The sequence below is a fragment of the Paracoccus salipaludis genome, from assembly GCF_002287065.1.
Classification (GTDB): domain Bacteria; phylum Pseudomonadota; class Alphaproteobacteria; order Rhodobacterales; family Rhodobacteraceae; genus Paracoccus; species Paracoccus salipaludis.
In genome coordinates this window covers 25559-51213 of sequence record NZ_NSJZ01000016.1, presented here as the reverse complement: position 1 = coordinate 51213, position 25655 = coordinate 25559, and the positions used below count along the sequence as shown (strand labels likewise).

Below are 25655 nucleotides of genomic sequence, written 5' to 3'. Positions count from 1 at the left end.
CATGGCGATCCTGAACATCCGCAACCTGACCGTCCGCTTCGCCACCGCCACCGGCAGCTTCACCGCCGTCGATGGCGTGGACATCAGCGTGGACCGGGGCGAGGTCCTGGCCATCGTGGGCGAATCCGGCTCGGGCAAGTCCGTGTCGATGCTGGCGGTGATGGGCCTTCTGCCCGACACCGCCACCGTCACCGCCGACGAGATGACCTATGACGGCCGCGACCTGCTGGCGATGCCCGCGTCCGAGCGCCGCCGCCTGATCGGGCGCGAGATCACCATGATCTTCCAAGAGCCCATCGCCTCGCTGAACCCGGCCTTCACGGTCGGCTTCCAGATCGAGGAGGTGCTGCGCCTGAACCTCGGCCTCGGCCGCCGCGAGGCCCGCGCCCGCGCGCTGGAGCTCTTCCGCGCCGTCGGCATCCCCTCGCCCGAGGAAAAGCTGAAATCCTATCCGCACCAGCTGTCCGGCGGCCAGTGCCAGCGGGTGATGATCGCCATCGCCATCGCCTCGAAGCCCCGCCTGCTGATCGCGGACGAGCCGACGACCGCGCTGGACGTGACGATCCAGAAGCAGATCCTCGACCTGCTGATGGAGCTTCAGGAGGATTACGGCATGGCGCTGATCCTGATCACCCATGACATGGGCGTGGTGGCCGAGACCGCCGACCGCGTCGTGGTCCAGTACAAGGGCCGGAAGATGGAGGAAGCCGACGTGCTGTCGATCTTCGAGTCCCCGCAGAATCCCTATACCCGAGCGCTGCTGTCCGCCCTGCCGGAAAACGCGACCGGCGACCGCCTGCCGACGGTGTCCGACTTCTTCAGCGCCGAGGCCGCCCGATGAGCGCCGTGGTGCTGGAAGGCCGCAAGCTCGTCCAGGACTACCATGTCTCGGGCGGCTTCTTTGGCGGGTCCAAGACGGTGCGTGCGCTCAAGGGTATCGACTTCAAGGTCGAGAAGGGCAAGACGCTGGCCATCGTGGGCGAGTCCGGCTCGGGCAAGTCCACGCTTGCGCGCATCATCGCGCTGATCGACGCGCCCTCGGGGGGCGAGCTGCTGATCGATGGGCAGCGCGTGGACATCTCGAAATCACGTCCGGGTCCGGCCATGCGGTCCAAGGTGCAGATGGTGTTCCAGAACCCCTATGGCAGCCTCAACCCGCGCCAGAAGATCGGCAACGTGCTGATGGAGCCGCTGGTCATCAACACCGACGTCCCCGCCGAAGAACGCCGCGCGCGGGCCGAGGCGATGCTGGTCAAGGTCGGCCTGGGGCCCGAGCATTTCAACCGCTACCCCCACATGTTCTCGGGCGGCCAGCGCCAGCGGATCGCCATCGCGCGGGCGCTGATGCTGAACCCCTCGCTGCTGGTGCTGGATGAACCCGTCTCGGCGCTGGACCTGTCGGTCCAGGCGCAGGTGCTGAACCTGCTGGCCGACCTGCAGGACGAGTTCGGGCTGACCTATGTCTTCGTCAGCCACGACCTGTCCGTCGTGCGCTACATCGCCGACGACGTCATGGTGATCAGCGAAGGCGTGGCGGTGGAACACGGCAGCCGGGACGAGGTGTTTTCCGACCCCAAGCACCCCTATACGCGCCAGCTTTTCGCCGCGACGCCGATCACGGATGTCGAGGCGATCCGCGCTCGCCTCGCCCGGCGCAAGGCAGCAAAGGCTGCCAAGGCCGCCTGAGCGGGAAACGGCGGCCGGCGGATGCCGGCCACCGCAACTGCCTTACAGCGAGCCCCCGCCCTGCATGGCCGCCTTGGTCAGCTTCTCGGCGATCTCGAACATCTCCTCGGGCGCATAATCCGGGGTAAAGGCCGAGGGCACGCCCACGAGCTGATGGATCTTGCCGCCTTCCGGCATTCCCTCGATCACCTCGAGAGGGCCGGGCGGGTCGGTCGGCAGGGCCTCGCCGCTCCAGACTCCCGCCAGCGCCTGATAGTCGCCCGGCGAGAAGGTGTAGATGCGGCGGTGCGACCCGGCCTGCAGATACTTGCGCGACTCGGGGATCTTGTCGGTCGGGATGTTCGGCGTCGGCAGCATCTGGTGGATGTCCACGCCGGTCAGCCGCTTCAGCGCCAGGGCATAGGCATGGGCGTGCACGCCGCCCCGCACCAGCAGGTAGCCGCAGATCTCGCGCCCGGTGACGTTGTCCTGGGTCAGCGATTCATAGACGCGCAGCTTGTGCAGACGCGCGCCGCATTCCAGGTGGAAGTTGTGCAGCAGGTCGATGATCACGTTGCCGGTGGTCGTGACCATGTCCACGTTCCACGACATCGAGTTCGAGTTGACCGGCACCGCCCCGCCCGCATGGCTGTAGAACGAGGCCGACGAGCGGATGTCCTTCATCATCTCGAACGGCGCGTTCGAGATGTCGCCACCGTCGCCCTCGTCCGCGCCGGGAACGTCCGGCCCGTTGTTCAGCATCGCGACGCCATTCGACACCAGTTCGACGTGGCCCAGTTCCTCGGCAGTGATCGCGGCAACCAGTTCGTAGAACGGCCGCAGCTTGTTTTTCGAACGGAAGTTGAAGCTCTGGAACAGGTAGTTGCCCAGGGTGGACATCTCGCCGTACTTCCCACCCAGCAGTTCCTGAAGGGCGGCACCGGCGTTCGGGTCCTGCCGCGCGGGCGCGGGCAGTTCGATCTGCAGCTTGTCGACGCGAAGAAACATCTGTCGAATCCTTTATGGGGCGGAAGGGAGGCGTGACCGACGAACGTCATCCTCGCGCCTCAACGCACAAAAACCGAAACTCGACGCTACTAAAAAAAGTTGGTCCTGCGCGCGTCGAGGCGCCCCGGGTGACCCTCCCAACCGACACGCCGCATCGCCCCGGACAGGTCGGAAGGACGGGTTTTTCCGTGGCAAAAGGCAGCGCCCCGGCCTCCGGGTATGCTGCGTTCCCAACGGGCCCGATCAGCCCGGAACAGGCCGGCCTAAGGGCCGGGCATCCGGGGGCCGATGTCGCAGCACATCCGACCGGGGACGGCCTCACTCCAGTCCCGCCTCCTCGCGAAGCATCTTCCGCAGCACGAACTTCTGGATCTTGCCCGAGGCGGTGGCGGGCAGGGTTTCGCGGATCTCCAGCCGCTCGGGCCAGTAGGGCACCGACAACCTGTGCTCGGCCAGGAAACGCTGCATCTCGTCGAAGTCGAAGGTTGCGCCGGGTTTCAGCGTCACAAAGGCGCAGGCGCGCTCGCCCAGGCGGTTGTCCGGATAGGCGACGACGGCGGCCTGCTGGATCGCGGGATGCTTGAACAGGATGCCCTCGACCTCGACGACGGGGACGTTTTCGGCGCCCCGGATGATGATGTCCTTGGATCGGCCGCAGATGCGGATATAGCCGCGGTCGTCCATACGCGCGATGTCGCCGGTCTGGAACCAGCCCTCGTCGTCGGTCGCGTTCAGATGCGGGCGCTTGAGGTAGCCGCCGAAGTTCGAGCAGGCCCGGACGTAAAGCTCGCCCGGCTGGTCCGTCGCGCAAGGATTCCCCCGGGGGTCGCGGATCTGGACCTCGACCCCCGGCAGCGGACGTCCGTCCGTGTTGATCGAGCGTTCGTCGTCATCCTCGGGGTCCACGACCGTCAGCGCGCCGTTCTCGGTCATGCCCCAAGCGGCGATCACCCTTGTCTGCGGCATTGCCCGGCGCGCCCTCTCTACAACCGCTCCGGGGATGGGCGCGCCTGCGCAAAGGAAGATCCGCAATGAGCGGCTGTCGAAGCCCTGCTCCTCGACGGCCTGACTCAGGTCGATCAGGAAGGGGGTCGAAGCCATGGTGAAGGTGATGCGGTCGTCCTGCACCATCCTCGCCATAAGGCGCCGGTCCCAGATGTCGAACAGGATCGCATGTGCTCCAAGGCAGACCGGCATCAAGAGGCCGTACATGAACCCCGTCTGGTGGGCCATGGGCGAGGCCATGCCGATCACGTCCTCCGCCGTCAGCCCCAGCCGTTCCACGAAGGCGGTCAGGTTGGCATACATCGTGTTGGACGTGTGCATCACGCCCTTGGGCTCTCCGGTCGTGCCACTGGTGTAGATCAGCTGGGTCACGTCGTCGGGCCCGGCGCGGTTCATCGTCACGATCCGCTTCAGTTCCGGGTCGGCGTCAAAGGCGGGATCGCACAGCAGGGTATCGAAACTGTTCTTCCCCTCGCCCCCCATCACGACGACATGGCGGAGGTCGGGAAGCTGCGGCCGCATTCCCTCGGCCATCGCCTCATGGTCGAAGCCGCGAAACACCTTCGGAACGACCAGGACCCTGGCCCCGCCATGGCGCAGCATGAACAGCAGTTCATGTTCGCGGAAGATGGGCATCACGGGGTTGAACACTGCCCCGATCCGCGCACAGCCCAGATAGGTGGCGACGAACTGCCAGCCGTTGGGAAGCTGGCAGGACACCACGTCGCCGCACCCGACGCCCAGCCGGGTCAGTCCCACCGCCGCGCGATTTGCCAATCGGTCAAGCTCGGCCCAGGTGAAGTCGCGCCGTCCGCCGTCGGCGGCCGAGATCGAGCTGACCGCCAGGGCGTCAGGGCGCGTGGCCAGCACCGCGTCGAAATGATCGTTGACGGTCTTGTCCCGCCAGTAGCCTGCACGGATCATGGCGGCGCGGCGTGGCGCGATCAGGACGGCATCGAAATCCATTCATCTTCCCCGGTATTGCGTCAGGCCTATCCGCCGACCGCCTCGCGCCCGGCGCGTTCCCGCGCGATGACGTTCTTCATGACATGCGCGGTGCCATCGCCGATCTGCAGCCCCAGAACGTCCCTGAGGCGCTGCGCGAAGGGCAGATCATTTCCATAGCCCGCATGGCCGTGAATCAGCAGGCAGGCATGGATCGCCTCGTAGGCCAGCAGCGGCGGCCACCACTTCGCCATGGCGGCCTCGGCCGTGTGCGGCAGGTCGTTGTCCTTGAGCCACAACGCGTTCATCGACAGAAGCCGCGCAGCCGCCAGCTTCGTCTCGAAATCCGCAAGCTGGTGGCTGACGCCCTGGAATGCGGCCAGTGGCTTTCCGAAGGCGTGCCGTTCCCGGACCCAGGCCCAGGTCTCGTCCAGGGACTGCTGCGCAGCCCCCACGCATTGCAGACCGATGAGGCAGCGCGAGAAATCGAAGCCCTGCATGACCTGGGCGAAGCCCCGGCCCTCTTCGCCCAGCAGGTTCTCGGCAGGAACGCGCACGTTGTCGAACCAGATCGAGCCGTGGCCAATCGAGTTCTGGCCCATGTTGTCGTATCTGGACGTCGTGATGCCGGGCAGGTCCATCGGGACGAGGATGGCCGAAACGCCCCGCGCCCGGTCCTCGGGCCGCCCGGTCCGGGCGAAGACCACGGTGCCCGCGGCGATCCGGTTGGCCGAGATCGAGGACTTTTCTCCGTTCAGGATGTAATGGCTGCCTTCACGCTCCATCCGCAGCCCGAGGTTCGCGGCGTCTGATCCGCCCCTGGGCTCGGTCAGGGCGAGGGCCAGCAGGATCTCTCCGGCCGTCAGCCTTGCCAGCCATTCCCGCGCGATCTCGGGACGCGCGAACCGCGCCAGGACCTGACCCGTCAGCGAGCCCAGCAGCGGCACGTAGCCGAAGGTGAAGTCGGCGCGCGCGATCTCCTCGATGATGGCACCGGCGCAAAGCGTGCCCGCGCCGATGCCCCCGAATTCCTCGGGCAGTTCGGGGGCGATCAGGCCGAGGCTGCCCATCTCGCGCACGAGGCCCATGTCCATGCGCCCGGCCTTCTCGCGGGCCATGTAGCCCGGCGCGACCCGATCCTGGGCGAAGCGGCGCGCGAGATCGCGGACCCGGTCCAGTTCCTCGGTGTCGAAAACGGTCTTTGACATGCAGCCTTGCCCCGGCGGATCGGACGATGGGGGCAGCCCGAAGGGCCGCCCGCTGGTTTCAGCCCTTGCGGACGTGCTTGCGGAAGTCGGGCTTGCGCTTTTCTCTGAAGGCGACGCCGCCTTCCTTCGACTCGTCGGTGTCGTAATACAGCGACAGCGCCCGCATCCCCATGGCCGAGATGCCACGGATGCTTTCGGTGTCGGCGTTGAAGGACACCTTGGCCATCGCCAGCGCCGTGGGCGAGCGGTCCATCAGCTCGGCCACCCAGCGGTCCACCTCGGCATCCAGTTCCCCGGGTGGGACGACCGCGTTCGCAAGGCCCCACTCCAGCGCCTGCTGCGCGGTATAGCGCTTGTTCAGGTACCAGATCTCGCGCGCGCGCTTTTCGCCGACCACGCGGGCCAGGTAGGCCGTGCCGAAACCCGGATCGACCGAGCCGACCTTGGGCCCGACCTGCCCGAACTGCGCGGTGTCCGAGGCGATGGTCAGGTCGCAGATCGTCGCCAGCACGTTGCCGCCGCCGATGGCGAAGCCGTTGACGCGCGCGATGACGGGCTTCGGCACGTCGCGGATCAGCGACTGCAGCTCGTCAATGGGCAGGCCGATCACCCCCCGGCCGTCATACTGCCCGTCATGTGCCGACTGGTCGCCGCCGGTGCAGAAGGCCTTGTCGCCTGCGCCGGTCAGGACGATCACGCCCACCTCGGGGTCCCAGCCTGCGGTCTGGAAGGCGTGGATCAGCTCGTCCACCGTCCGGCCGCGGAAGGCGTTGTATTTCTCGGGGCGGTTGATGGTGATCCAGGCCGCGCCTCCGCGAATCTCGTACAGGATGTCGGTATAGTCCATGATGGCTCCTCCTCAGCCGTGCATCGTCAGGCCGCCGGACACCGAGATCACCTGCCCGGTGATGAAGCCGGCATCGTCCGAGGCGAAGAACAGGATCGCCCCGGGCAGGTCCTCGGGGCGGCCGAGCCGGCCCATGGGCACGGCGCGGGCAAAGGCGTCGCGCAGCTTGTCCCTGTTGCCGGCGGCGTGCAGGAAGCCCTCCAGCATCGCGGTATCGGTCGGACCCGGGCAGACGCAGTTCAAGGTGATGCCGTCGCGGGCGTGCTCGCGCGCAAGCGTCTTGGAAAAGGCGATCACACCCGCCTTGCAGGCCGCATAGACGGACTCGCCCGACGATCCCACGCGCGCCGCGTCCGAGGCCACGCTGATCACCCTGCCTGCGCCGCGTCCGACCATGCCCCCCAGCACGGCATGGGTGATGTTCAGCACCGAACGCAGGTTGATGTCGATGATCTTCGACCAGTAGCCGGGTTCCGACTTGAGGAACGGCATGAACAGGTCCCACCCGGCGTTGTTGACAAGCACGTCGATGGGGCCGTGCTCGGCAGTGGCCTTGTCAACGGCGGCACGCACGGCTTCGGCATCGGTGAGATCGACGACCATGGGGAACGCCGTGCCTCCGGCGGCCGCAATGCGGTCCACTACCGCCTGGGCCGCAGCGGCGTCGATGTCGGCGACGATGACATGCGCGCCCTCCTCGCCGAACCGCGCGCAGACCGCAGAGCCGATCCCGCCGCCGCCCCCGGTCACGACGACATGCTTGCCCTTCACTCCGCGCATGAAACTGCCCGTCCCTTGTTGCGACGCCCCACGCGACGGCCAAGCCGCCCGCGCGCTTCATATCCCTGCGCGGAGGCCTGGGTGCAACTGCCTGTTCGCCGGATCGGGGGACAGATACCTGCCTTCCTTCGATCAGCGGCACAGTCACCGGTTCGCGCGTTCCGGGCCTGTTGCGGTGATCCTGCGAAGCGACCGTCCGCATGATGGTTAAAGAATGTCCGGCAACTCCGTTTCCGATCCCTCATCGGCACCGATGAATCTCAGGGGAGATCGCTTGTCCGATCCTTCCGCGAAACGGCCAAGGTAGATCGGGCCAGGGTAAAATCGCGAAACCGGCCCGAACGACATGGGACCGTGCCGCATGGATGACATGTCATCCGCGCCAGCCCTGTTCCTGTCGCAAATGTCGGACTGCCCGGCCGGGAAGGCCGGCGGATGGATCCGGAACTGAACGCACCCGCCCTGTCCTTCGTGAAGGACGTAAACACCGGCTTTCCACAGGTAGAGGTTGGACCCTCTCCACCACCCGGTGTCATCTGCCAAGGCCACTTCGACGCTTCCCTGCGGTGCGTTCACCTGCAACGCCCTGCGCCAGTCGCGGTGAAGGCCGAACATGCCCCGGACACGCATCGTGACTTCGGCGCCACCAGCCAGCGGAACCGTGGCAAGTTGCTTTTCTGGCAGACATCCCGCGACAAGCGTCAGCAGGCAGAGAAGAACTAGGGGCTTTCGCACGGGAATCCTTGAGCTCGATGAGGGACGGCATTGTCGCACACGCTTGATGACATTGCGCTGCAGCCCCCTGCTCGGGAAAGCCCATTGTGGTGGTCTCCCAAGCCGCTGGCATCTGATCTGCTGCGTCAGCCGACGGGTCCGGTCAGGCAGCACCCTCTCGTCCCGTCCTGGCCCGGGCGAGGACAGGCAGGTCATTCCCGCTCGCTGGGAACGTTGGAACAGTCTGCCGGTTAAAAAGGAAAGATGCAGCCGTGGGGAGGCGCTGTGACAGATCACACGACGGACCCGGACCGCATGGCGCCCCAGCCGTTCAAGGGGCACGGGATCTCTCATCCGCGCGCGCCCGCAGCCGGCGGCGGTGTGTCGCTGGAAGGGGCCGCGGACCCGGCCGCGGCCATCGCCCGCATCGCCGAGCCGTTCGACGATATCGACGACGACTTTGCCGCGCTGTTCGACCGCTTTGCCGAACGCCGCGTGATCCTGCTGGGTGAGGCGAGCCATGGCACCGCGGACTTCTACCGCGCCCGCGCGGCCATCACCCGCCGGCTGGTCAGCCGCCATGGCTTCGGCATCATCGCCTGCGAGGCCGACTGGCCGGACATGGCCGTGCTGGACCGCCGCGTGCGGGGCCGCGCCGGGCCCGCCCCGGCCGAGCCGCCGTTCCAGCGATTTCCACGCTGGATGTGGCGAAACACCGACTTTGCCGCGCTGGTGGACTGGTTACAGCGCGAGAACGCGGACCGCACGCCGGACGAGCGCGCAGGGGTCTTCGGGCTGGACCTTTACAGTCTGGCCGGCTCCATCCAGGCGGTGCTCGGCTATCTCGACCGCCACGATCCCGAAGCCGCCGGCATTGCCCGCCGCCGCTACGGATGCCTGACGCCCTGGGCCGAGGAGCCCGCCCATTATGGCAGCGCGGTGCTGCGCCAACGCTATGGCAGCTGCGAGGAAGCAGTGGTCGCCCAGTGCCGCGAGATCCTGCAGCGCGGAATGGACGGCGATCCCGAGGGCTATCTTGACGCGGCGCAGAACGCCCGCCTGATCAGCGCGGCGGAACGTTACTATCGCGTCATGTATCAGGGCGGCGCCGCGTCGTGGAACCTGCGTGACCGGCACATGTTCGAAACGCTGCAACAGATCCTCGAAGCGCGCGGCCCGGGGGCACGGGCCGTGGTCTGGGCCCACAACTCGCACATCGGCGATGCCCGGGCGACAGCCATGGGACGCAGCATGGACGAGCTGAACCTGGGCCAGCTCTGCCGTGAACGCTTTGGGGACGAGGCGGCGCTGATCGGCTTCGGCACCGCCGCCGGCACCGTCGCCGCTGCCGCCGACTGGGGCGACGAGATGGAGGTGATGGCCGTTCGCCCGCCCCTGCCCGGCAGTTGGGAGGCGCTGTGCCATGCAACCGGCATCCCGCGCTTCCTTGCCGATTTCGGACGGGCCGGGGACTTGCGCGACAGCCTTTCCCGCGACCTGCTCGAACGCTTCATCGGCGTGATCTACCGCCCGGAAAGCGAGCGCGCGAGCCACTACATGAAGGCCGATCTGCCGCATCAGTTCGATGCGTGGGTGTGGATCGACCGCAGCGCGGCCCTGACGCCCACGAGTCACGGCGGCGATGCGGACCCGGCCGCAAAGACGGACCCCGAAGATGCGGAAACCTTTCCCTCGGGCTTGTGAAAGCGGGGATGCGGACGCGGCCGCAGGGAAGTGGCCCTCCGCATCGGCCGCAGCGCGGCAGAAGCAGGCGCGGACATGCTCTGGAACATCAGGGCGGCGTGAAAGTTGGTGATCGTGCCGGTCCGGCTCATCCGCCGACGGAACATCCGGGAAAAGGAGCTGCCCATGCAGGACCCCCGACGCGAACCTGAACCCCGCACGGTGGTGATCACCGGCGCATCGAGCGGGATAGGCCAGGCAACCGCCGAGGCTTTCGCGCGCGAGGGCGCCCGGCTTGTCATCGCTGCGCGCGACGCATCGGCCTTGGAGCTCGTCGCGGAACGCTGCCGGAAACTGGGAGCAGAGGCGATTGCCGTCCCCACCGACGTCACGCGGCCCGACGAGGTCGCGGCCCTCGCCCGGCGCGCTCTGGACTTCTCGGGCAGCGTGGACATCTGGGTCAGCAACGTCGGCGTGGGCGCGGTCGGCGCCTTCCACGAGGTCCCTCTGGAGGCGCATGAGCAGGTGATCCGCGCCAACCTGATCGGGCACATCAACGACGCCTACGCGGCCATCCCGATCTTCCTGCGGCAGGGGCACGGCATCTTTGTCAACATGATCTCGCTGGGGGGCTTTGCCGCCGCGCCCTTTGCCGCGGCCTACAGCGCCAGCAAGTTCGGGCTGCGCGGCTTTGCCGAAGCGCTGCGGGGCGAACTTGCCCCCTACCCCCGCATCCATGTCTGCGACGTTTATCCCGCCTTCGTGGACGCGCCCGGCATCGTCCACGGAGCCAACTACACCGGGCGGCAGCTTTCCGCGCCGCCCCCGCTGCTTGACCCGCGCAGGGTGGCCCGGGTGATCGTCGGCCTTGCCCGGCGTCCGCGCCCGACGACGATGGTGGGACTTCCCACGGCGGCGGTCCGGCTCGGCCACGCGATCTCGCCCGAACTGAGCACGCGGCTGATGGCGGGGTTCCTGCGGTCCTACTTCGCCCGCGCACCACAGGCCGCGCCCAGCAGCGGCAACCTGTTCGCGCCCCCGGCCGACCCCGGCGGCATCGATGGCGGGCTCAGGTCGCCGGATCAGCGCGGCGCTGCAACCGTGGCGCTGGCTGGCCTTGCTCTCGCCGGCGGGCTTGCGCTGGCGCTCGGCCGCCCCCGCCGCCGCTTGCCCCGGCAGGGCATGGGGAGAGGACGATGACCGAAACCACCTATCCCCCGCTGGACGTCCCCAAGCCGGTGGCGCCGGATCTCTGGATCGTGGACAGCGGCCCGATGCGGGCAATGGGGGTGATCCCGATCCCCGTCCGCATGACCGTCATCCGGCTGGGGAACGGTGAGCTTCTGCTGCATTCCCCGACGCGCCACACCGCCGGACTGCAGGCTGCGCTGGAAGGCTTCGGCCCCATCCGGCATTTCGTCGCGCCCAATGTCGTCCACTGGACCTTTCTGAAGGAATGGCAGGGCCGGCTTCCCGAGGCCGTCACCTGGGCCGCCCCGGGCCTGCGCCAGCGTGGAGCGGTGAAGCGGTCCGGGGTGCGCCTCGACCGCGACCTTCAGGATGGCCCCCTGCCCGGCTGGCCCGAAGAGCTTGACCGGATCACCGTCCGGGGCGGAGGCGGGTTCTGCGAGGTCGCCCTGTTTCACCGCCCCGGCCGGGCGCTGATCCTCGTGGATCTCGTGCAGAACTTCGAACCGGGGAAGCTGCCGCTCCCCCTGCGCCCCTTCGCCCGTGCGGCGGGCATCGTCGCGCCGGACGGCAAGGCCCCGGCCTACCTGCGCGCCATCGTGAAGATGGGCGGGCGCAAGGCGCGCGAGGCCGGACGCCGGCTGGTGGAGACGGACCCCGAGCGGGTGATCTTCGCCCACGGGCGCTGGTTTGACCACGATGCCGGTGCCCGGCTGGGACGCTCGTTGCGGTGGCTGACGCAGTGAGGTGACCCCGGCCGCTGCGGTCCGGTCCGGACCCCCCCCCGGGCCGACAAGGGGGCCGGGGTGGACCTGCACCGAGGAAGCCCCCTGCCCGCCCGGCCCCCACGGCGTGCAGCCGATGGCGCAGCAAGGGCGGGACCGCCGCATCCGGGAACGGCGCACCCGATCAGGGCTTTCGCCTTAATCCGTTGAAACTCTTGCAACGGATGGCGAATAGTCGGCGCGAGTGGCCGTCCGCTAAGCAGAATGCTCGCGAGCCTGCGCGGGGAGGAACATTCATCATGATCGAACGCATCTTCAATGTGCGGGAACGGGGAAGCAGCGTCAGGGTCGAGCTCGTCGCCGGGCTGACCACATTCCTGACGATGGCCTACATCATCTTCGTCAACCCGGACATCCTGTCCTCGACGGGGATGGACCGCGACGCCGTCTTCGTGGCGACCTGCCTTGCGGCGGCGATCGGTTCGGCCGTGATGGGGTTGTGGGCCAACTGGCCGATCGGCATGGCGCCGGGCATGGGCCTCAACGCGTTCTTCGCCTTCACGGTCGTGGGCACGCTCGGCTACACCTGGCAGCAGGCCCTGGGGGCGGTCTTCATCTCGGGGATCATCTTCCTGCTGCTGTCGCTGTCGGGCATCCGGCGCTGGCTGATCTCGGGCATCCCGCAATCCATGCGCAGCGCCATCGCGGCCGGCATCGGCATGTTCCTGGCCCTGATCGCGCTGAAGAACTCGGGCATCGTCGTGGCCAACCCCGCGACCTTCATCTCGCTGGGCGACCTGACCGCAAGCGGGCCGCTGCTGACCATCGCGGGCTTCTTCATCATCGCCGCGCTGGATGCCCTGCGGGTGCCGGGCGCGATCCTGGTCGGCATCCTCGTCGTCACCCTCGCCTCGATCCTCGTGGGGGCGAGCAGCTTTGCGGGCATCGTCTCGGCGCCGCCCTCGGTCGCCCCGACCTTCATGCAGCTTGACGTGGCGGGGGCGCTGGGCACCGGCATCGTGCATGTCGTGCTGGTCATGGTCCTTGTCGAGGTCTTCGACGCCACCGGCACGCTGATCGGCGTGGCCAAGCGCGCCGGCCTGCTGATCCAGGGACCGACCCACCACAATACGGGGCTGAGCCGCGCGCTGATGGCGGATTCGACCGCCATCGTGGCGGGCTCGATGCTGGGCACCTCCTCCACCACCGCTTATGTCGAAAGCGCGGCGGGCGTGCAGGCGGGCGGGCGCACGGGCCTGACGGCGCTGACGGTCGCCGCGCTGTTCCTGCTGGCGACCTTTCTTGCGCCGCTGGCCGGATCGGTGCCCGCCACCGCGACGGCGCCCGCGCTGGTCTATGTGGCCACGCTGATGCTGCGCGAATTCGCCGAGATCACCTGGGATGACGTGACCGAGGCCGCGCCCGCGGTGCTGACCGCCATTGCCATGCCCTTCACCTATTCGATCGCGAACGGCCTTGCCTTCGGCTTCGTCACCTATGCCGGGCTGAAGCTGCTGACCGGCCGCGCGCGCGAGGTCCACGCCGCGACCTGGATCGTCGCCGCGCTGTTCGTCATGCGGTTCGTCTTCTTCCCGCAGGGCTGAGGCACCCGACCGGTCCGGGGACGGCACGCCCGATCGGCTGCCGTTCCTGAGCCGTCACCCTGAGCAAAGACGACAAGGGCGGCGGCCGACCTGACCCCGGCGTGGCTCAGCAGGGCGCTGTTGCCCCAGACGCCGGCGCGGCGGGTCCGCCGGCACTGCACCGGAACCGCCTGGGTCGGGCGCATGATCCGTTCAGGCTGTTCCGCGATCTGTCCTGCGAGGCCGGATGGGGCGATCGGGACCATTCCGAACGCGCCCGCCCAGAGTCATCCGGCCAGCGCGGTATAGATGCCCGCGCGCGCCAGCAACTCTCCATGACTGCCGGCTTCAGCGATCCGGCCCTCCTGCATGACGACGATCCGGTCGGCGTTGCGGATCGTGCCCAGCCGGTGCGCGATCACCAGCGTGGTGCGGCCCACGGCGAGGGCGTCCAGCGCGCCCTGGATCTCGCGTTCCGTCTGGCTGTCCAGGGCGCTGGTCGCCTCGTCCAGGATCAGGATCGGCGGGTTCTTCAGGAAGGCCCGCGCGATGGCCACGCGCTGCTTCTGGCCGCCCGACAGCATGACTCCGCGCTCGCCCACGACGGTATCCAGCCCCTCGGGCAGGCCCTCGATCATCGAGGTCAGCTGCGCCTGCGCGGCGGCCTCGCGGATCTCGGCCTCGGTCGCGTTAAGGCGGCCATAGGCGATGTTTTCGCGCAGGGTGCCGCCGAACAGGAACACGTCCTGGCTGACAAGACCGATCTGGCGGCGCAGGCTGTTCAGGCGCATCCGGTCCAGCGGCAGCCCGTCGATGGTGATGCGCCCCGAGGTCGGTTCGTAAAAGCGCGGCAGCAGCGCCAGAAGCGTGGTCTTGCCCGCGCCCGAGGGGCCGACGAAGGCCACCGTCTCGCCCGCCGCGATCTGCAGGTCGATCCCGCGCAGGATCGGCCGGTCCTCGCTGTAGGCGAAGCTGACGTTATCGAAGCGGATGTCGCCCCTCAGGACGGGGGCCTCGATGGCATCGGGCACGTCGGCGATCTCGGGGTCGGTCGCCAGCAGCTCCTGATAGCGGCGGAAGCCCGCGATGCCGCGCGGGTAGGTCTCGATCACGGCGGCGATCTTTTCCAGCGGGCGGTAAAAGACGCCGACCAGCAGCAGAAAGCCGACAAAGCCGCCCGTGGTCAGGTCGCCCGACAGCACGAAGCCCGCGCCCACGACCATGACGACCACCTGCACCAGCCGCAGCCCCATGTATTGCAGGGCCGAGCTTGCCGCCATGACGCGATAGGCATCGAGCTTGGCCTGCCGGTAGCGGGCGTTGTCATGGCCGAACAGGTGGGTTTCGTGGCCCTCGTTGCCGAAGGCCTGCACGACGCGGATGCCGCCCAGGGCTTCCTCGAGCCGGACGTTGAAGTTGCCGACTCGGGAATAGATGTCACGCCAGGTGCGGGTCATCCGCCCGCCATAGACGATCACCAGCGCCAGCATTGCCGGCACGATCAGCGCCACGATCAGCGCAAGCTGCGGGTTGATCCAGAACATCAGGGCAAAGGCGCCGACAAAGGTCATCAGCGCGATGAAGGCGTCCTCGGGGCCGTGATGGGCGACCTCACCGATCTCCTCGAGGTCGCGGGTCACGCGGGCGACCAGCTTGCCCGTGCGGGCGCGGTCGTACCAGCGCCAGGACAGCCGCGTCAGGTGGTCGAAGGCGCGGGCGCGCATCTCGGTCTCGATGTTGATGCCCAGCTTGTGGCCCCAGTAGATCACCACCGTCAGAAGCCCGGCGTTGATCGCGTAAAGCACCAGCAGGCCGGCGGCCGCCAGCACCGTCAGCGTCCAGTTCCCCTGCGGCAGCAGGTGGTCGATGAAGCCGGTGATCGCCACCGGAAAGGCCAGTTCCAGCAGGCCGGACAGGACGGCGCAGCCGAAATCCAGCCAGAACAGGCCCATGAAGGGGCGGTAATAGGAGAAGAAGTCGCGCAGCATGGTTTTCTCAGGCGGGGACGGCAACGGGGGTGCCATCGTCTTTCATCAGGACCTGCATCGGCAGGCCGTAGATTGCGTGAAGGGCGTCGGGGCGGATCAGTTCGGCGGGGCTGCCCTGCATCGCCAGCCGCCCGCGCTTGAGCGCAACGATGTGGTCGCAGAAGCGGGCCGCCATGTTGACGTCATGCAGGACGATCACGGCGCTGCGCTGCTGATCGTGGCACATCCGGCGGATGAGCGCCAGCACCTCGACCTGGTGGGCGATGTCCAGTGCGCTGATCGGCTCGTCCAGCAGCAGGGTTCCGGCCTGCTGGGCGACCATCATCGCCAGCCACACCCGCTGCCGCTCGCCCCCCGACAGCGTGTCCACCAGCCGGTCGGCAAAGGGCTCGACTCCGCATTCCTGCATGGCGGCGGCCACGGCCTCATGGTCGCGCGGGCCGAAGCGGCCGAGCGCGCCGTGCCAGGGATAGCGCCCCAGCGCGACCAGTTCGCGGACCAGCATCCCCTCGGCCGGCGGCGTGGTCTGCGGCAGGAAGGCGAGCCTGCGGGCATAGTCGCGCGGGCGCCAGTCGGACAGCGGGCGCCCCTCGAAGGCGATGCGGCCGTCGGCCGCGACCTGCCGCGCGAGCACCTTCAGCAGCGTGGACTTGCCCGAGCCATTGTGCCCGATCAGCGCGATCACCTGTCCTTCCGGCAGGTTCAGCGTGATCCCGTCCAGCAGGCGGCGGCCGGGGACGTCCACCGACAGATTTTCAATGGCAAACAGGGTCATCGCCCGGCCCTCATCATCATCCAGATCAGCCAGGGCGCGCCGATCAGCGAGGCGAACAGCCCCAGCGGCAGTTCATAGGGGAACCCGGCCATGCGGGCACCGAAATCGGCGGCCAGCATCAGTCCCGCGCCGATCAGCGCGGCGCCGGTGACGTGATGCTCGGGCCGGGCAAGCCCGAGGCGACGGGCCAGATGCGGGGCCATGAGGCCGACGAAGGACAGCGGCCCGACGAAGACCGTGGCCGCGCCGGTCGCCACGCCCGCCAGCAGGATCAGCGCCAGCCTTGCCGTGCGCAGCGGCAGGCCCAGCCCACCAGCGATGCCTGCCCCCAGCGGCAGAAGGCCCAGCCAGCGGCGCGCGGCCAGCGCCGAGGCCCACAGCAGCAGCGACACCGCGGCCAGCCCCAGCGCGCCGCCGAGGCCCACGGCCGAGGACGATCCGCTGAGCCACCCGAGGATCGCCCAGGCCCGCGCGTCGCCCACGGCCATGATCGCCGACAGGACCGACGAGGCCAGCGCCGACACGGCGATCCCGGCCAGCAGGATCCGCTCGGCCGGCATCTCGCGGCGGCTGGCGAAGGCGGCGACCAGCGCAAGGGCCAGCACGGCACCGGCCATGGTGCCCGCGTTCAGCATCAGCGCGCTGGGTGCTGGGGCGGCGAAGATCACCGCCGCGAAGCCCAGAGAGGCGCCGCCGGACACGCCCAGCACCTCGGGCGAGGCGAGCGGGTTCGCGGTCAGGCGTTGCAGGATCGCGCCCGCCACCGCCAGCGCGGCCCCGGCGGATGCCGCCGCAACCAGCCGGGGCAGGCGCATCGGCAGGAAGTCCCGGAAGCTCTGCCAGTCCAGCACCGCCCAGCCCCCCGGCACCCGGCCGATCCAAACAAGCGCGACCACGGCGGCGAAAAGCCCTGCCGCCAGCGCAGCCAACAGGCGGCCCGGACGCGCCAGGCGGGGCGCGGGACCCTCGGCGGCCTCGGTGCCCGGCGGGGTCGAGCCGCGCAGGCGCGGAAGCAGCCAGATCAGCAGCGGCCCGCCCAGCAGGCCGGTCAGCGCACCGGTCGGAAACATCTCGCCGCTGGTTCCCGCGACCAGCAGCACGGCGCCGTCGCAGACCGACAGGATCAGCGCGCCGATCAGCGGGGCCAACGCCAGCACCTGCATCATGTCACGCGCGCCAAGGGTCCGGGCCAGCGCGGGGGCGGCGAGGCCCACGAAACCGACCATCCCAAGCTCGGCCGAAACGCTGGCGGCGATCCAGACGGCCAGCGCCACCGCCGCCAGCCGCACGGCGGCCACGTTCATGCCCAACCCCGACGCGCCCTCGGCCCCCAGCGACAGCACCCGCAGGGGCCGGGCCAGAGCCGCCGCCCCAAGGCCGCCGAGCAGCAGCACCAGCGCAAGGACGCGCACGCCCGACCAGTCCTGCTGCACCAGCGAGCCGCCGTTCCAAATCACCAGCGACAGCAGATACTGCCCCTGGGCCAGTGTCGCGGCGGCGGCGATGGCGGCGGCGGTCATGCCGACCAGCATCCCCGCGATCACCATCGTCACGGGCGCAAAGGCCCGCCGCGCGCCGATGGCCAGCACCAGACCTGCGGCCAGCCCGGCGCCTGTCATGGCGACAGGCCAGCGCCCCTGTGCCAGCAGTTCCGGTGCAAGGATGGTCGCCAGCACAAGCGCCAACTGCGCGCCCGAGGAAATCCCCAGCGTGGTCGGGTCAGCCACCGGGTTGCGCAGCACGGCCTGCAGGATCGCCCCCGACAGGCCAAGGGCGGCCCCTGCGAACAGAGCGATCACTCCACGCGGCATCAGCCCGAACCCCAGCAGGATCTGGTCGAGACTCATCGCCTCGGGTCGCATGGGCAGGCCCGGCCACTCTGCCCAAGGCAAGGCCTGCATCGCCGCGACAAGCCACAGCCCGGCGGCAAGTGCCGCCGAAAGCGGCAGCCAGAGGCGAGTTGGAGTCATCATACGCTGGCGACCGGACCCGCGGCGAGCGTCCGCGACAGCAGCCGGGCAAAGCGCAGCACGGACGGGATTCCGCCGAAGGCATTGACCTCGGGCAGCAGATAGACCCGCCCCCCGGCCACCTGCGGCAACGCCTTCCACAGGACGCTGCGGGAAAGGCCGCGCCGTGCCTCGGGCGGGATGGCGCCCACGATCACCAGCCGCGCCTCGGGCATGGTCGCCAGCCGCTCGACGGGAACGGGGGCGAGGAAGCTGAACTGCGTGCCCTCGGTCCAGGCATTGCGCAGGCCCAGCCGGGCAAGCGTGCTGCCGAACAGGCTGTCCTGGCCGAAGGCGCGCAGGTGGCGCACATCGCCGATGTTGACGAGGCAGAAGGGACGATCGGCAAAACGCCCGAGTGCGGCGGCGCTTCGGTCCAGTTCCGCCTCGGCCCGCGCCTCGGCCCTGACCCCGGCCTGCGGATCGTCGATGGCCTCGGCCAGCGCGTGCAGCGCGGCGAAAACCTTGGGAAGCGGCGGCTCGCCGGGGACGTAGAAGGGCAGGTTCAGGACCGGGGCGACGCCCGCCAGCCGGTCCTGATAGCGGGTGTAATAGGGCGAGGTCAGGATCAGGTCGGGGCGGGTCAGCTGCAGAAGTTCGAAGTTGGGCGCGCCGCGCAGGCCAAGATCGACGACCTGCCGAGGGATCTCGGGCTCGACCGCGTCTGCGCGGAAGCGCACCAGCTCGCAGGCGGCGACGGGCATGTGGCCGATGGCGACAGCGGTTTCCAGCATGGCCCAGTCGATGGCCGCAAGGCGCGGCGCGGCTGGCGCTGCCCGCAAAGGCAAACCCGCCGCCAGCATGATGCCGGCGGCGGTCAGAAGGGTGCGACGGGTAGGCCGGAGAGAGACGGCCCCGCGTTTCACCACTTGTACGCGACCTTGGCGCTGAACGTGCGGCCTTCGCCATAGAAGCAGCCAAAGCTGGAACAGCTGGCGACATAGGCTTCGTCGGTCAGGTTGGACAGGTTCATCGAGGCCTCGATGCGCTCGCGCTCCCATGTCGCGCCCAGATCGACCAGCGTCACGCTGTCGAGTTCAAGCTCGTTCGCCTCGTCCCCGAACCGGTCGCCGATGTGACGGATGCCGCCGCCTGCGCGGATGCCGTTGCCGAAGTCGCGCGTCACCCACAGGTTCGCCAGATGGCGCGGCGCGTTGGGCAGCGCATCGCCTTCGTTCACGCCTTCCAGCTGCTCGGTGTCGTTGTAGGCGTAGTTCGCCTCGACATCCCAGGCATCCCCCAGCGAGGCGAGCGCCGACAGTTCGACGCCGCGCGACTTGACCTCGCCGATCTGGCGCAGGCCGCTGCGGGTTTCGCCGTCGATCACCTCGGACACGGGACGGGTCAGGTTCGTCTGGCGCAGGTCGTAAACGGCGGCGGTGATCAACCCCTCGAAGGCCGAGGGGCTGTACTTGACGCCCGCTTCCCACTGCTTGCCCTCGGTCGGTTCCAGCGCATTGCCCGCGATGTCGCTGCCGGGCAGCGGCTCGAACGAGGTCGAATAGCTGACATAGGGCATCAGCCCGTTGTCCATCGCATAGGACAGTCCCAGGCGGCCGGTCGTCTGGCTGTCGTCGAAGCTGGAATCCGCGCCATAGGCCACGCCGTCCTGCTCGGCCCAGTCGTGGCGCAGGCCGAAGGTGCCGCGCCAGTTGCCCCATTCCACCTCGTCCTGAACATACAGGCCGATCTGCTTGAAGGTGACGTCGCGCCCGCCCCGGAAGCCGTCCAGCGTCACCGCGTCCGCGTCATAGGTCGGATTGCGCAGATCGAAGGGCGGCGCGGTGCCGAAGATGGTAAAGTCCGTTGCGTCGTATTTCTGCACGTCCAGCCCGACCAGCAGCCGGTGGGTCGCCTGCCCCGTCGTCAACTCTCCGCTCAGCCGCGTGTCGAGGCTGATGGTCTCGCTGTCCTCGCTCTGGTCGATGGTGGTGCGGTTGAAGGTGCCATCGGGATTGACGACCTGCCCGAAGGCAACCGACGTGCCGGTGTAATCCCAGTCGAACTTCTCGTAGCGGAAGCCCTGGCTGAGCCGCCAGCCGTTGTCGAGCTCGTGGCTGATCTCGACGCCGACGTTCCACATGCGGCGGTCGCTGTCGTCGAATCCCGGCTCGCCCGTGTAGATGTCGCGCAGGTCCTCGTCATCCCCGCGGAAGATGCTGTCGCCCAGCGACGTCAGCCCGTAGGGCACGCCAACCGGGCTGATCGGCGAGTCGTTGGTGTAGGAGGCCAGCAGGTCGATGGTGGTCGCGCCGTCGGTGTTCAGCCGCATCGCCGCGCCCAGGTAGCCGCGCTCGTTCGTCAGCTCGTCGATCTGGGTCTGGTCGTCGCGCGCGATGCCCGTCAGGCGCCAGGACAGCACCTCGTCGGGGCTGCGGTTGACGTCGAAGAACAGCTGGCCGGAACCGTTGTCGTCGAAACCCGCCCCGGCTTCGGCGAAGTCGCCCGCCTGCGCGCGCTTCTGCACCTGGTTGATGACCCCTGCAGGCGAGCCCGAGCCGTAAAGCGACGAGGACGGTCCCCGCACGACCTCGATCTGCTGCATGCCGTAGATCTCGTAGGCCTGCGCGCCGAACAGCCGCCCCTGCCGCAGGCCGTTCACGTATTGCGCGTTCTCCGAGGTGAAGCCCCGGATGGTGGGCGAGTTGAAGCGCGGGTCGGCGCCGAAGGGCTGGCCGAGGACGCCGGTGGAATAGGACAGCGCCTCGCCCAGGCTGTCGGCGCCCTGCTGCTCGATCTGTTCCGTTGTCACGACCGAGACCGACTGCTGGGTTTCGGACACGGGCGTGTCCGACTTGGTGGCGGCCTGCGCATAGTCGCTGACAAAGCCCTCGGCCTGGACCGAGGCGTCGGTGGTCGCGGTCAGGGTGATGGTGTCGAGGGTGACGGTTTCGGCGGCCTCTTGCGCGGCGGCGGCTGCCGAAAGGGCGATCACGCTGGCGCTTGCAAGGGCAACGGTGCGGAAACTGGGGAACATGGCGACCCTCGGGTTCAGGATCATCTTAGCTGATCGAAACACTAGGATATGTCAACGGGGCATGATAAGCCATGCGCGGCCGGATGCCGCTGTGCGGTGGACGGGTTGGGCCGGAGGGGCAAATGACTGATCTGCAAAGGTTCCGCAGCGCGGGTGTGATCCGCCAGGCGTCGGGCGCCGCCGCGGCGGCACTGAAGATGCGGGCCGCTGCCTGGGACGTGCCGCTGATCGAGACCTCCGACCGGCTGAGCCTGCTGGTCTGGGATTGCGAACTGCGCCTGACGCCCCTGCCCGACAGCCTTCGCATCGACCTGTCCGGCCCCGAGCATCGGCTGGTCGGCAACCTGCGCGAAAGCGCCGCCGAGCTGTTCGCCGAAGTCGGGCTGAGCGTCGAATGGGATCACGTCGATGTCGGCGCGCTGGCGCCCGGCCTGTCACTCATGCGGGTTGCCGGCGTGTCGCGCCCCAGCCCGAACTTCCTGCGGGTGCGGCTGACCGGCCCCGACGTCGGGCGCTTCGGCCAGGGGGGCCTGCATTTCCGCCTGCTTCTGCCCCCTGCCGGCCGCGCGCCGGTCTGGCCCACCGTCACGCAAAGCGGCCGCACGGCCTGGCCCGAGGGACCGGATGCGTTGCATCGTCCCGTTTATACCGTCGCGGACCAGCAGGACGACTGGCTGGAGTTCGACATCTTCCGCCATCCCGGCAGCCCCACCTGCGACTGGGCCGAAGGGAACCCCGGCGGGCAGGAGGTCGGCGTCATCGGGCCGGGTGGCGGCTGGTACCCCGAGGCTGATCGCCTGTGCCTGTTCGGAGACGAGACCGCCCTGCCCGTCATCGCGCGCATGCTGAAGCTGTCCCGAGGGCAGGTGCGGGCGGTCGTGCGCTGCCCAAAGGCCGATCTGGGCGCGCTGGGCGCCGATCCCCGGGTCACGCGCTGTGACGACCTTCTGTTCGCGCTTGGGCAGCATGACCCCGTGACCGACGACAGCTTCCTGTGGTTCGCGGGCAGCACCGATCAGGCCCGCCTGGCCCGTCAGCACCTGCTGCAATCCGGGCGTGCCAAGAAGAGCTTCACCGTGGCAGCCTACTGGGGGTGATCCCGCCCTCGCCCGATGCGCCCCGGCCGCGGCCCCGCACCCCGCCTGGATGAGCCACCCGGCAGATTCATCGGCAATTCTTCCAGACAGGCGATAGCCCCTTCGTCGGCGCAGGGCCGAGTCAACCATCGCGGTGATGGCAGCGAACGGCGGCACCTGTCGCTGGCCGAGCCATCCCCTCAGGGCACAAAGAAGAACGGCCCCGCGATCACAGGTGAATTTGCTTGCGGCGATGCAACTTGGCGCACATCCTCGGACAAAGCCAGTTTGAGGAGTCGATATGTCTGACGCGTATCCGACCGGGGCCACCGCGCCACATCAGCCTGAACTGCACCGCGTCATGGGTCCGAAGCTGTTGCTGCTGTTCATCGTCGGCGACATCCTGGGGACAGGCGTCTACGCCCTGACGGGCACGGTCGCGGCCGAGGTCGGGGGCGCCGCCTGGGCACCGTTCCTGCTGGCTTTCCTGGTCGCGACGATCACGGCGGTTTCCTATCTGGAACTGGTCACGCGCTATCCCCAGGCGGCGGGGGCGGCGCTTTATGCGCATCGCGCCTTCGGCATCCACTTTCTGACATTCCTTGTGGCCTTTACCGTGATGTGTTCCGGCATCACCTCGGCCTCGACCGCGTCGAACGCCTTTGCGGGCTTCCTGAACGACGGCTTCGGGCTGGGCCTCGAAAAGGGCAGCGCGGGCATCCTGCTGATCGCCCTCGGCTTCATGGCGCTTGTGGCGGTGATCAACCTGCGGGGCGTCGGCGAAAGCGTCAAGGCGAACGTCGTCCTGACCTGCGTGGAGCTGACCGGCCTGCTGATGATCATCTTCGTCGGATTCTATGCCATGGCGCAGGGCCGGGCGGACTTTTCCGAAGTGATGATCTTCCAGTCCTCCGAGGAGAAGGGCGCCTTCCTGTCACTGACCGCCGCCACCGCGCTGGCGTTCTTCGCGATGGTCGGCTTCGAGGATTCGGTCAACATGGCCGAGGAGGTCAAGGACCCGGTCCGCATCTTCCCCCGCATCATGCTGACCGGACTTGCCATCACGGGCGTCATCTACATCCTTGTGTCGATCTGCGCCGTCGCCCTGGTTCCGGTGGGCGACCTGTCCAACCCCGACAAGGGCTCTGCCCTGACGCAGGTGGTGCGCGCAGGCGCGCCGAACCTGCCCTTCGACAGCATCTTTCCCTTTATCGGCATGTTCGCGGTGGCGAACTCCGCGCTTATCAACATGCTGATGGCCAGCAGGCTGATCTATGGCCTGGCCCGGCAGGGCGTGCTGCCGCACGGCCTCGGGCTGGTCCATCACACCCGGCGCACGCCCTGGATCGCGATCCTCTTCACCACGGCGCTGGCCTTCGGGTTGATCTATTTCGTCGTCACGCGGTCCAACCTGCCCGCCGTGAGCCTGCTGGGGGGAACCACGTCGCTGTTGCTGTTGTGCGTGTTCACCATCGTCAACATCTCGCTGATCGTGCTGCGCAGGCGCCCTGTCGACCATGCCCATTTCCGCGCGCCCTTCGTCCTGCCGTGGATCGGTGCGGCGACCTGCGCCTTTCTGGCCGGTCCCTGGGCCAGAAGCGCAGCGCAGATGGACCAGTACCGCATCGCAGGCTGGCTGCTGGCCATCGGCATCGTCCTGTGGGCAGCGACCTGGCTGTGGAACAGGGCGCTGCGCCAAAGGCCCTATTCGGGCAGCTTGGGGGACGTGGACCAGATGCGAGAGCATCATGGTGACGCCCCGAGGAACTAGGATCGCGAGCAGCGGCCGCCGGGCAGCAAGATCGCTGAAACGGTGCCTTGCCGCAGCGGACACCGGCGACCTGCTGTAAATGCGTTTCCGCAGGGCCGGTTGCCCGGCCGCCAGCATCACGGCGGCCGTGGAAGGAGCCGGGAACAGGTCGGGATGACCGGGTTCGGAAGGCCCCGGCGTCCACCCCGGGGCCCCTTGCGGCGCGGCCTGTATTGCAGGCCCGACGCTCCACGTTCCCACCGTTGCGGTGATGGAGGACGGGGTCAGGCGCGGGCACCATACGCGACATGGGGCGCCTCGGGCTCGGCATAGCTGAAGCCCTCGTGCGCGGCCGGGCGCGCAAGGCCGAAATGGTCGCGCAGCGTGCTGCCCGTGTATCCGGTGCGGTAAAGGCCGCGGCGCTGAAGCTCGGGGACGACGGTGTCCACGAACTCTTCCAGCCCGGTGGGCAGCACCGGCGACATGATGTTGAAGCCGTCAGCGGCGCCGGCCTCGAACCGCTCCTGAAGGGAATCGGTGATCTCGGCGGGCGTGCCGACGATCTGCCAGTGCCTGCGCGCGCCGGCCATGGACAGCGCAAGCTCGAGGATCGACAGGTTGTCCCGCCGCGCCCGCGCCACCAGCAGCGCCTGCCGCGCGACATGGCCGTTCGACATCGGCACGTCCGGCACCGGGCCGTGGGGATCGTGGTCCTTGAGGTCGATCCCCAAAAGCGGCGACAGGTGCGAAAGCGCGACCTCGGGATGGATCAGGTCCTGCAGTCGGGCGAACTTGTCCTCGGCCTCGGCGCGGGTGGCGCCGATCACCGGGAAGACGCCGGGCATGACGATGATGTCCTCGGGGCGGCGGCCGTAATCCGGCAGGCGGCGCTTGAGGTCGGAGTAATATTCCTGCCCCTCGGGCACGGTCTGGGCGGCGGTGAAGACCGCGTCCGCCGTGCGGGCGGCCAGCTGCTTGCCGGGTTCCGAGGCGCCCGCCTGAAAGATCACCGGGCGTCCCTGCGGCGGGCGGGGCACGTTCAGCGGGCCGCGCACCCTGAAGAACCTGCCCTTGTGGTTGATCGGCTGGAAGGCCTCGGGCCGGAAATACCGCCCGCTCTCCTTGTCGCGCAGGAAGGCGTCGTCCTCCCAGCTGTCCCACAGGCGCGAGATGACATCCACCGCCTCCTGCGCGCGGGCATAGCGCTCGGCATGGGCAAGCTGTTCATCCAGGCCGAAGTTCTGCGCCTCGAAGTCGTCGGCCGAGGTCACGAGGTTCCAGCCCGCGCGCCCGCCCGAGATCCAGTCAAGCGAGGCCATCTGCCGGGCGATGTTGTACGGCGGCGTGTAGGTGGTCGAGATCGTGGACACGAGCCCGATGCGGCTGGTCACCGCCGACAGGGCCGACAGCAGCGTGATCGGCTCGAACTGGCCGGTGTAGCGGATGGCGGTGCGCGACAGCGCCTCGACATTGTCGCCCCGGACGCCCACGCCGTCGGCCAGGAAGATCAGGTCGAACAGCCCCCGTTCGGCCACGTGCGCAAGGTGCTGATAATGGCCCAGGTTGATGCCCGCGTCGGCCGCGGCCTGCGGGTGGCGCCAGGCGGCGACATGGTGGCCGGTGGGATAAAGGAAGGCGCCCAGGTGCATCTGGCGGGGATGGGTGGACATGGTGGCGGCTCCGTTCATTTCTGCATCCCCAGCGGCGGACGGTGTGCTTCTCGATGCTG

The 25655-nt window shown here is 68.6% G+C and carries 20 protein-coding genes; 9 read left to right on the top strand and 11 right to left on the bottom strand.

Going from position 1 to position 25655, the window contains the following annotated elements; all coding sequences use genetic code 11:
- Position 1 precedes the first annotated feature (1 nt).
- Complete coding sequence (locus CK240_RS14465) at positions 2-841, top strand: ABC transporter ATP-binding protein (RefSeq protein WP_095641044.1); 840 nt, start codon at positions 2-4, stop codon at positions 839-841.
- Entirely contained in the window at positions 838-1686 is an 849-nt protein-coding gene (locus CK240_RS14460; RefSeq protein WP_095641043.1) for an ATP-binding cassette domain-containing protein, read from the top strand. The genes CK240_RS14465 and CK240_RS14460 overlap by 4 nt, the downstream gene beginning before the upstream one ends.
- Positions 1687-1728: 42 nt before the next feature.
- On the opposite strand, the gene CK240_RS14455 is transcribed toward CK240_RS14460, so the two are convergent.
- The 5 genes from CK240_RS14455 to CK240_RS14435 form a co-directional block, all read right to left on the bottom strand.
- A complete protein-coding gene (locus CK240_RS14455; RefSeq protein ID WP_095641042.1) occupies positions 1729-2673 on the bottom strand; it encodes a manganese catalase family protein in 945 nt (314 codons plus the stop codon).
- 318 nt (positions 2674-2991) lie between these two features.
- Positions 2992-4644 (bottom strand): cyclohexanecarboxylate-CoA ligase, encoded by a 1653-nt coding sequence (gene aliA, locus CK240_RS14450; protein ID WP_095641041.1) that lies wholly within the window; start codon positions 4642-4644, stop codon positions 2992-2994.
- Positions 4645-4670: 26 nt separating this feature from the next.
- Entirely contained in the window at positions 4671-5831 is a 1161-nt protein-coding gene (gene aliB / locus CK240_RS14445; RefSeq protein WP_095641040.1) for a cyclohexanecarboxyl-CoA dehydrogenase, read from the bottom strand.
- 58 nt (positions 5832-5889) lie between these two features.
- The gene (locus tag CK240_RS14440) at positions 5890-6678 is read right to left on the bottom strand and encodes an enoyl-CoA hydratase-related protein (RefSeq protein ID WP_095641039.1); all 789 of its coding nucleotides are present in this window, start codon (positions 6676-6678) and stop codon (positions 5890-5892) included.
- A 12-nt stretch (positions 6679-6690) separates the two neighbouring features.
- Positions 6691-7458, bottom strand: coding sequence for an SDR family NAD(P)-dependent oxidoreductase (locus tag CK240_RS14435; RefSeq protein WP_095641038.1), 768 nt, complete (start codon positions 7456-7458; stop codon positions 6691-6693).
- 435 nt (positions 7459-7893) lie between these two features.
- Here CK240_RS14435 and CK240_RS18305 point away from each other — a divergent pair, with 435 nt between their 5' ends.
- The 5 genes from CK240_RS18305 (at position 7894) to CK240_RS14410 (ending at position 13372) form a co-directional block, all read left to right on the top strand.
- Complete coding sequence (locus tag CK240_RS18305; RefSeq protein WP_135058848.1) at positions 7894-8181, top strand: hypothetical protein; 288 nt, start codon at positions 7894-7896, stop codon at positions 8179-8181.
- A 276-nt stretch (positions 8182-8457) separates the two neighbouring features.
- A complete protein-coding gene (locus tag CK240_RS14425; RefSeq protein ID WP_240517451.1) occupies positions 8458-9876 on the top strand; it encodes an erythromycin esterase family protein in 1419 nt (472 codons plus the stop codon).
- A 165-nt stretch (positions 9877-10041) separates the two neighbouring features.
- Positions 10042-11055, top strand: a complete 1014-nt coding sequence (locus CK240_RS14420) for an SDR family oxidoreductase (RefSeq protein WP_095641035.1) — start codon at positions 10042-10044, stop codon at positions 11053-11055.
- The gene (locus CK240_RS14415; RefSeq protein ID WP_095641034.1) at positions 11052-11789 is read left to right on the top strand and encodes a DUF4336 domain-containing protein; all 738 of its coding nucleotides are present in this window, start codon (positions 11052-11054) and stop codon (positions 11787-11789) included. Before CK240_RS14420 ends, CK240_RS14415 begins: the two co-directional genes overlap by 4 nt.
- 278 nt (positions 11790-12067) lie before the next feature.
- Positions 12068-13372 carry an NCS2 family permease gene (locus tag CK240_RS14410; protein WP_095641033.1) on the top strand — a complete coding sequence of 435 codons (1305 nt, stop codon included), beginning with the start codon at positions 12068-12070 and terminating at the stop codon, positions 13370-13372.
- 266 nt (positions 13373-13638) lie between these two features.
- Here CK240_RS14410 and CK240_RS14405 read toward each other — a convergent pair whose 3' ends face one another.
- From CK240_RS14405 to CK240_RS14385, 5 genes are read right to left on the bottom strand one after another with little or no spacing between them, the layout of a single operon-like run.
- Positions 13639-15339: an ABC transporter ATP-binding protein gene (locus tag CK240_RS14405; RefSeq protein WP_095641032.1), complete on the bottom strand. Its 1701-nt coding sequence runs from the start codon at positions 15337-15339 to the stop codon at positions 13639-13641.
- 7 nt (positions 15340-15346) lie between these two features.
- Positions 15347-16114 carry an ABC transporter ATP-binding protein gene (locus tag CK240_RS14400; RefSeq protein WP_095641031.1) on the bottom strand — a complete coding sequence of 256 codons (768 nt, stop codon included), beginning with the start codon at positions 16112-16114 and terminating at the stop codon, positions 15347-15349.
- Complete coding sequence (fhuB, locus tag CK240_RS14395) at positions 16111-18087, bottom strand: Fe(3+)-hydroxamate ABC transporter permease FhuB (RefSeq protein WP_095641030.1); 1977 nt, start codon at positions 18085-18087, stop codon at positions 16111-16113. Before fhuB ends, CK240_RS14400 begins: the two co-directional genes overlap by 4 nt.
- Positions 18084-18992, bottom strand: coding sequence for an iron-siderophore ABC transporter substrate-binding protein (locus tag CK240_RS14390; RefSeq protein WP_095641029.1), 909 nt, complete (start codon positions 18990-18992; stop codon positions 18084-18086). The genes fhuB and CK240_RS14390 overlap by 4 nt, the downstream gene beginning before the upstream one ends.
- Positions 18986-21124, bottom strand: coding sequence for a TonB-dependent siderophore receptor (locus CK240_RS14385; RefSeq protein WP_240517450.1), 2139 nt, complete (start codon positions 21122-21124; stop codon positions 18986-18988). Before CK240_RS14385 ends, CK240_RS14390 begins: the two co-directional genes overlap by 7 nt.
- 98 nt (positions 21125-21222) lie before the next feature.
- Between CK240_RS14385 and CK240_RS14380 the strand changes: the two genes are divergently transcribed.
- Positions 21223-22197 (top strand): siderophore-interacting protein, encoded by a 975-nt coding sequence (locus CK240_RS14380; RefSeq protein WP_095641027.1) that lies wholly within the window; start codon positions 21223-21225, stop codon positions 22195-22197.
- 280 nt (positions 22198-22477) lie between these two features.
- Positions 22478-23947: an APC family permease gene (locus CK240_RS14375; protein ID WP_240517449.1), complete on the top strand. Its 1470-nt coding sequence runs from the start codon at positions 22478-22480 to the stop codon at positions 23945-23947.
- Between the two features lie 263 nt (positions 23948-24210).
- Here CK240_RS14375 and CK240_RS14370 read toward each other — a convergent pair whose 3' ends face one another.
- Complete coding sequence (locus CK240_RS14370; RefSeq protein WP_095641026.1) at positions 24211-25596, bottom strand: LLM class flavin-dependent oxidoreductase; 1386 nt, start codon at positions 25594-25596, stop codon at positions 24211-24213.
- Between the last annotated feature and the right edge of the window lie 59 nt (positions 25597-25655).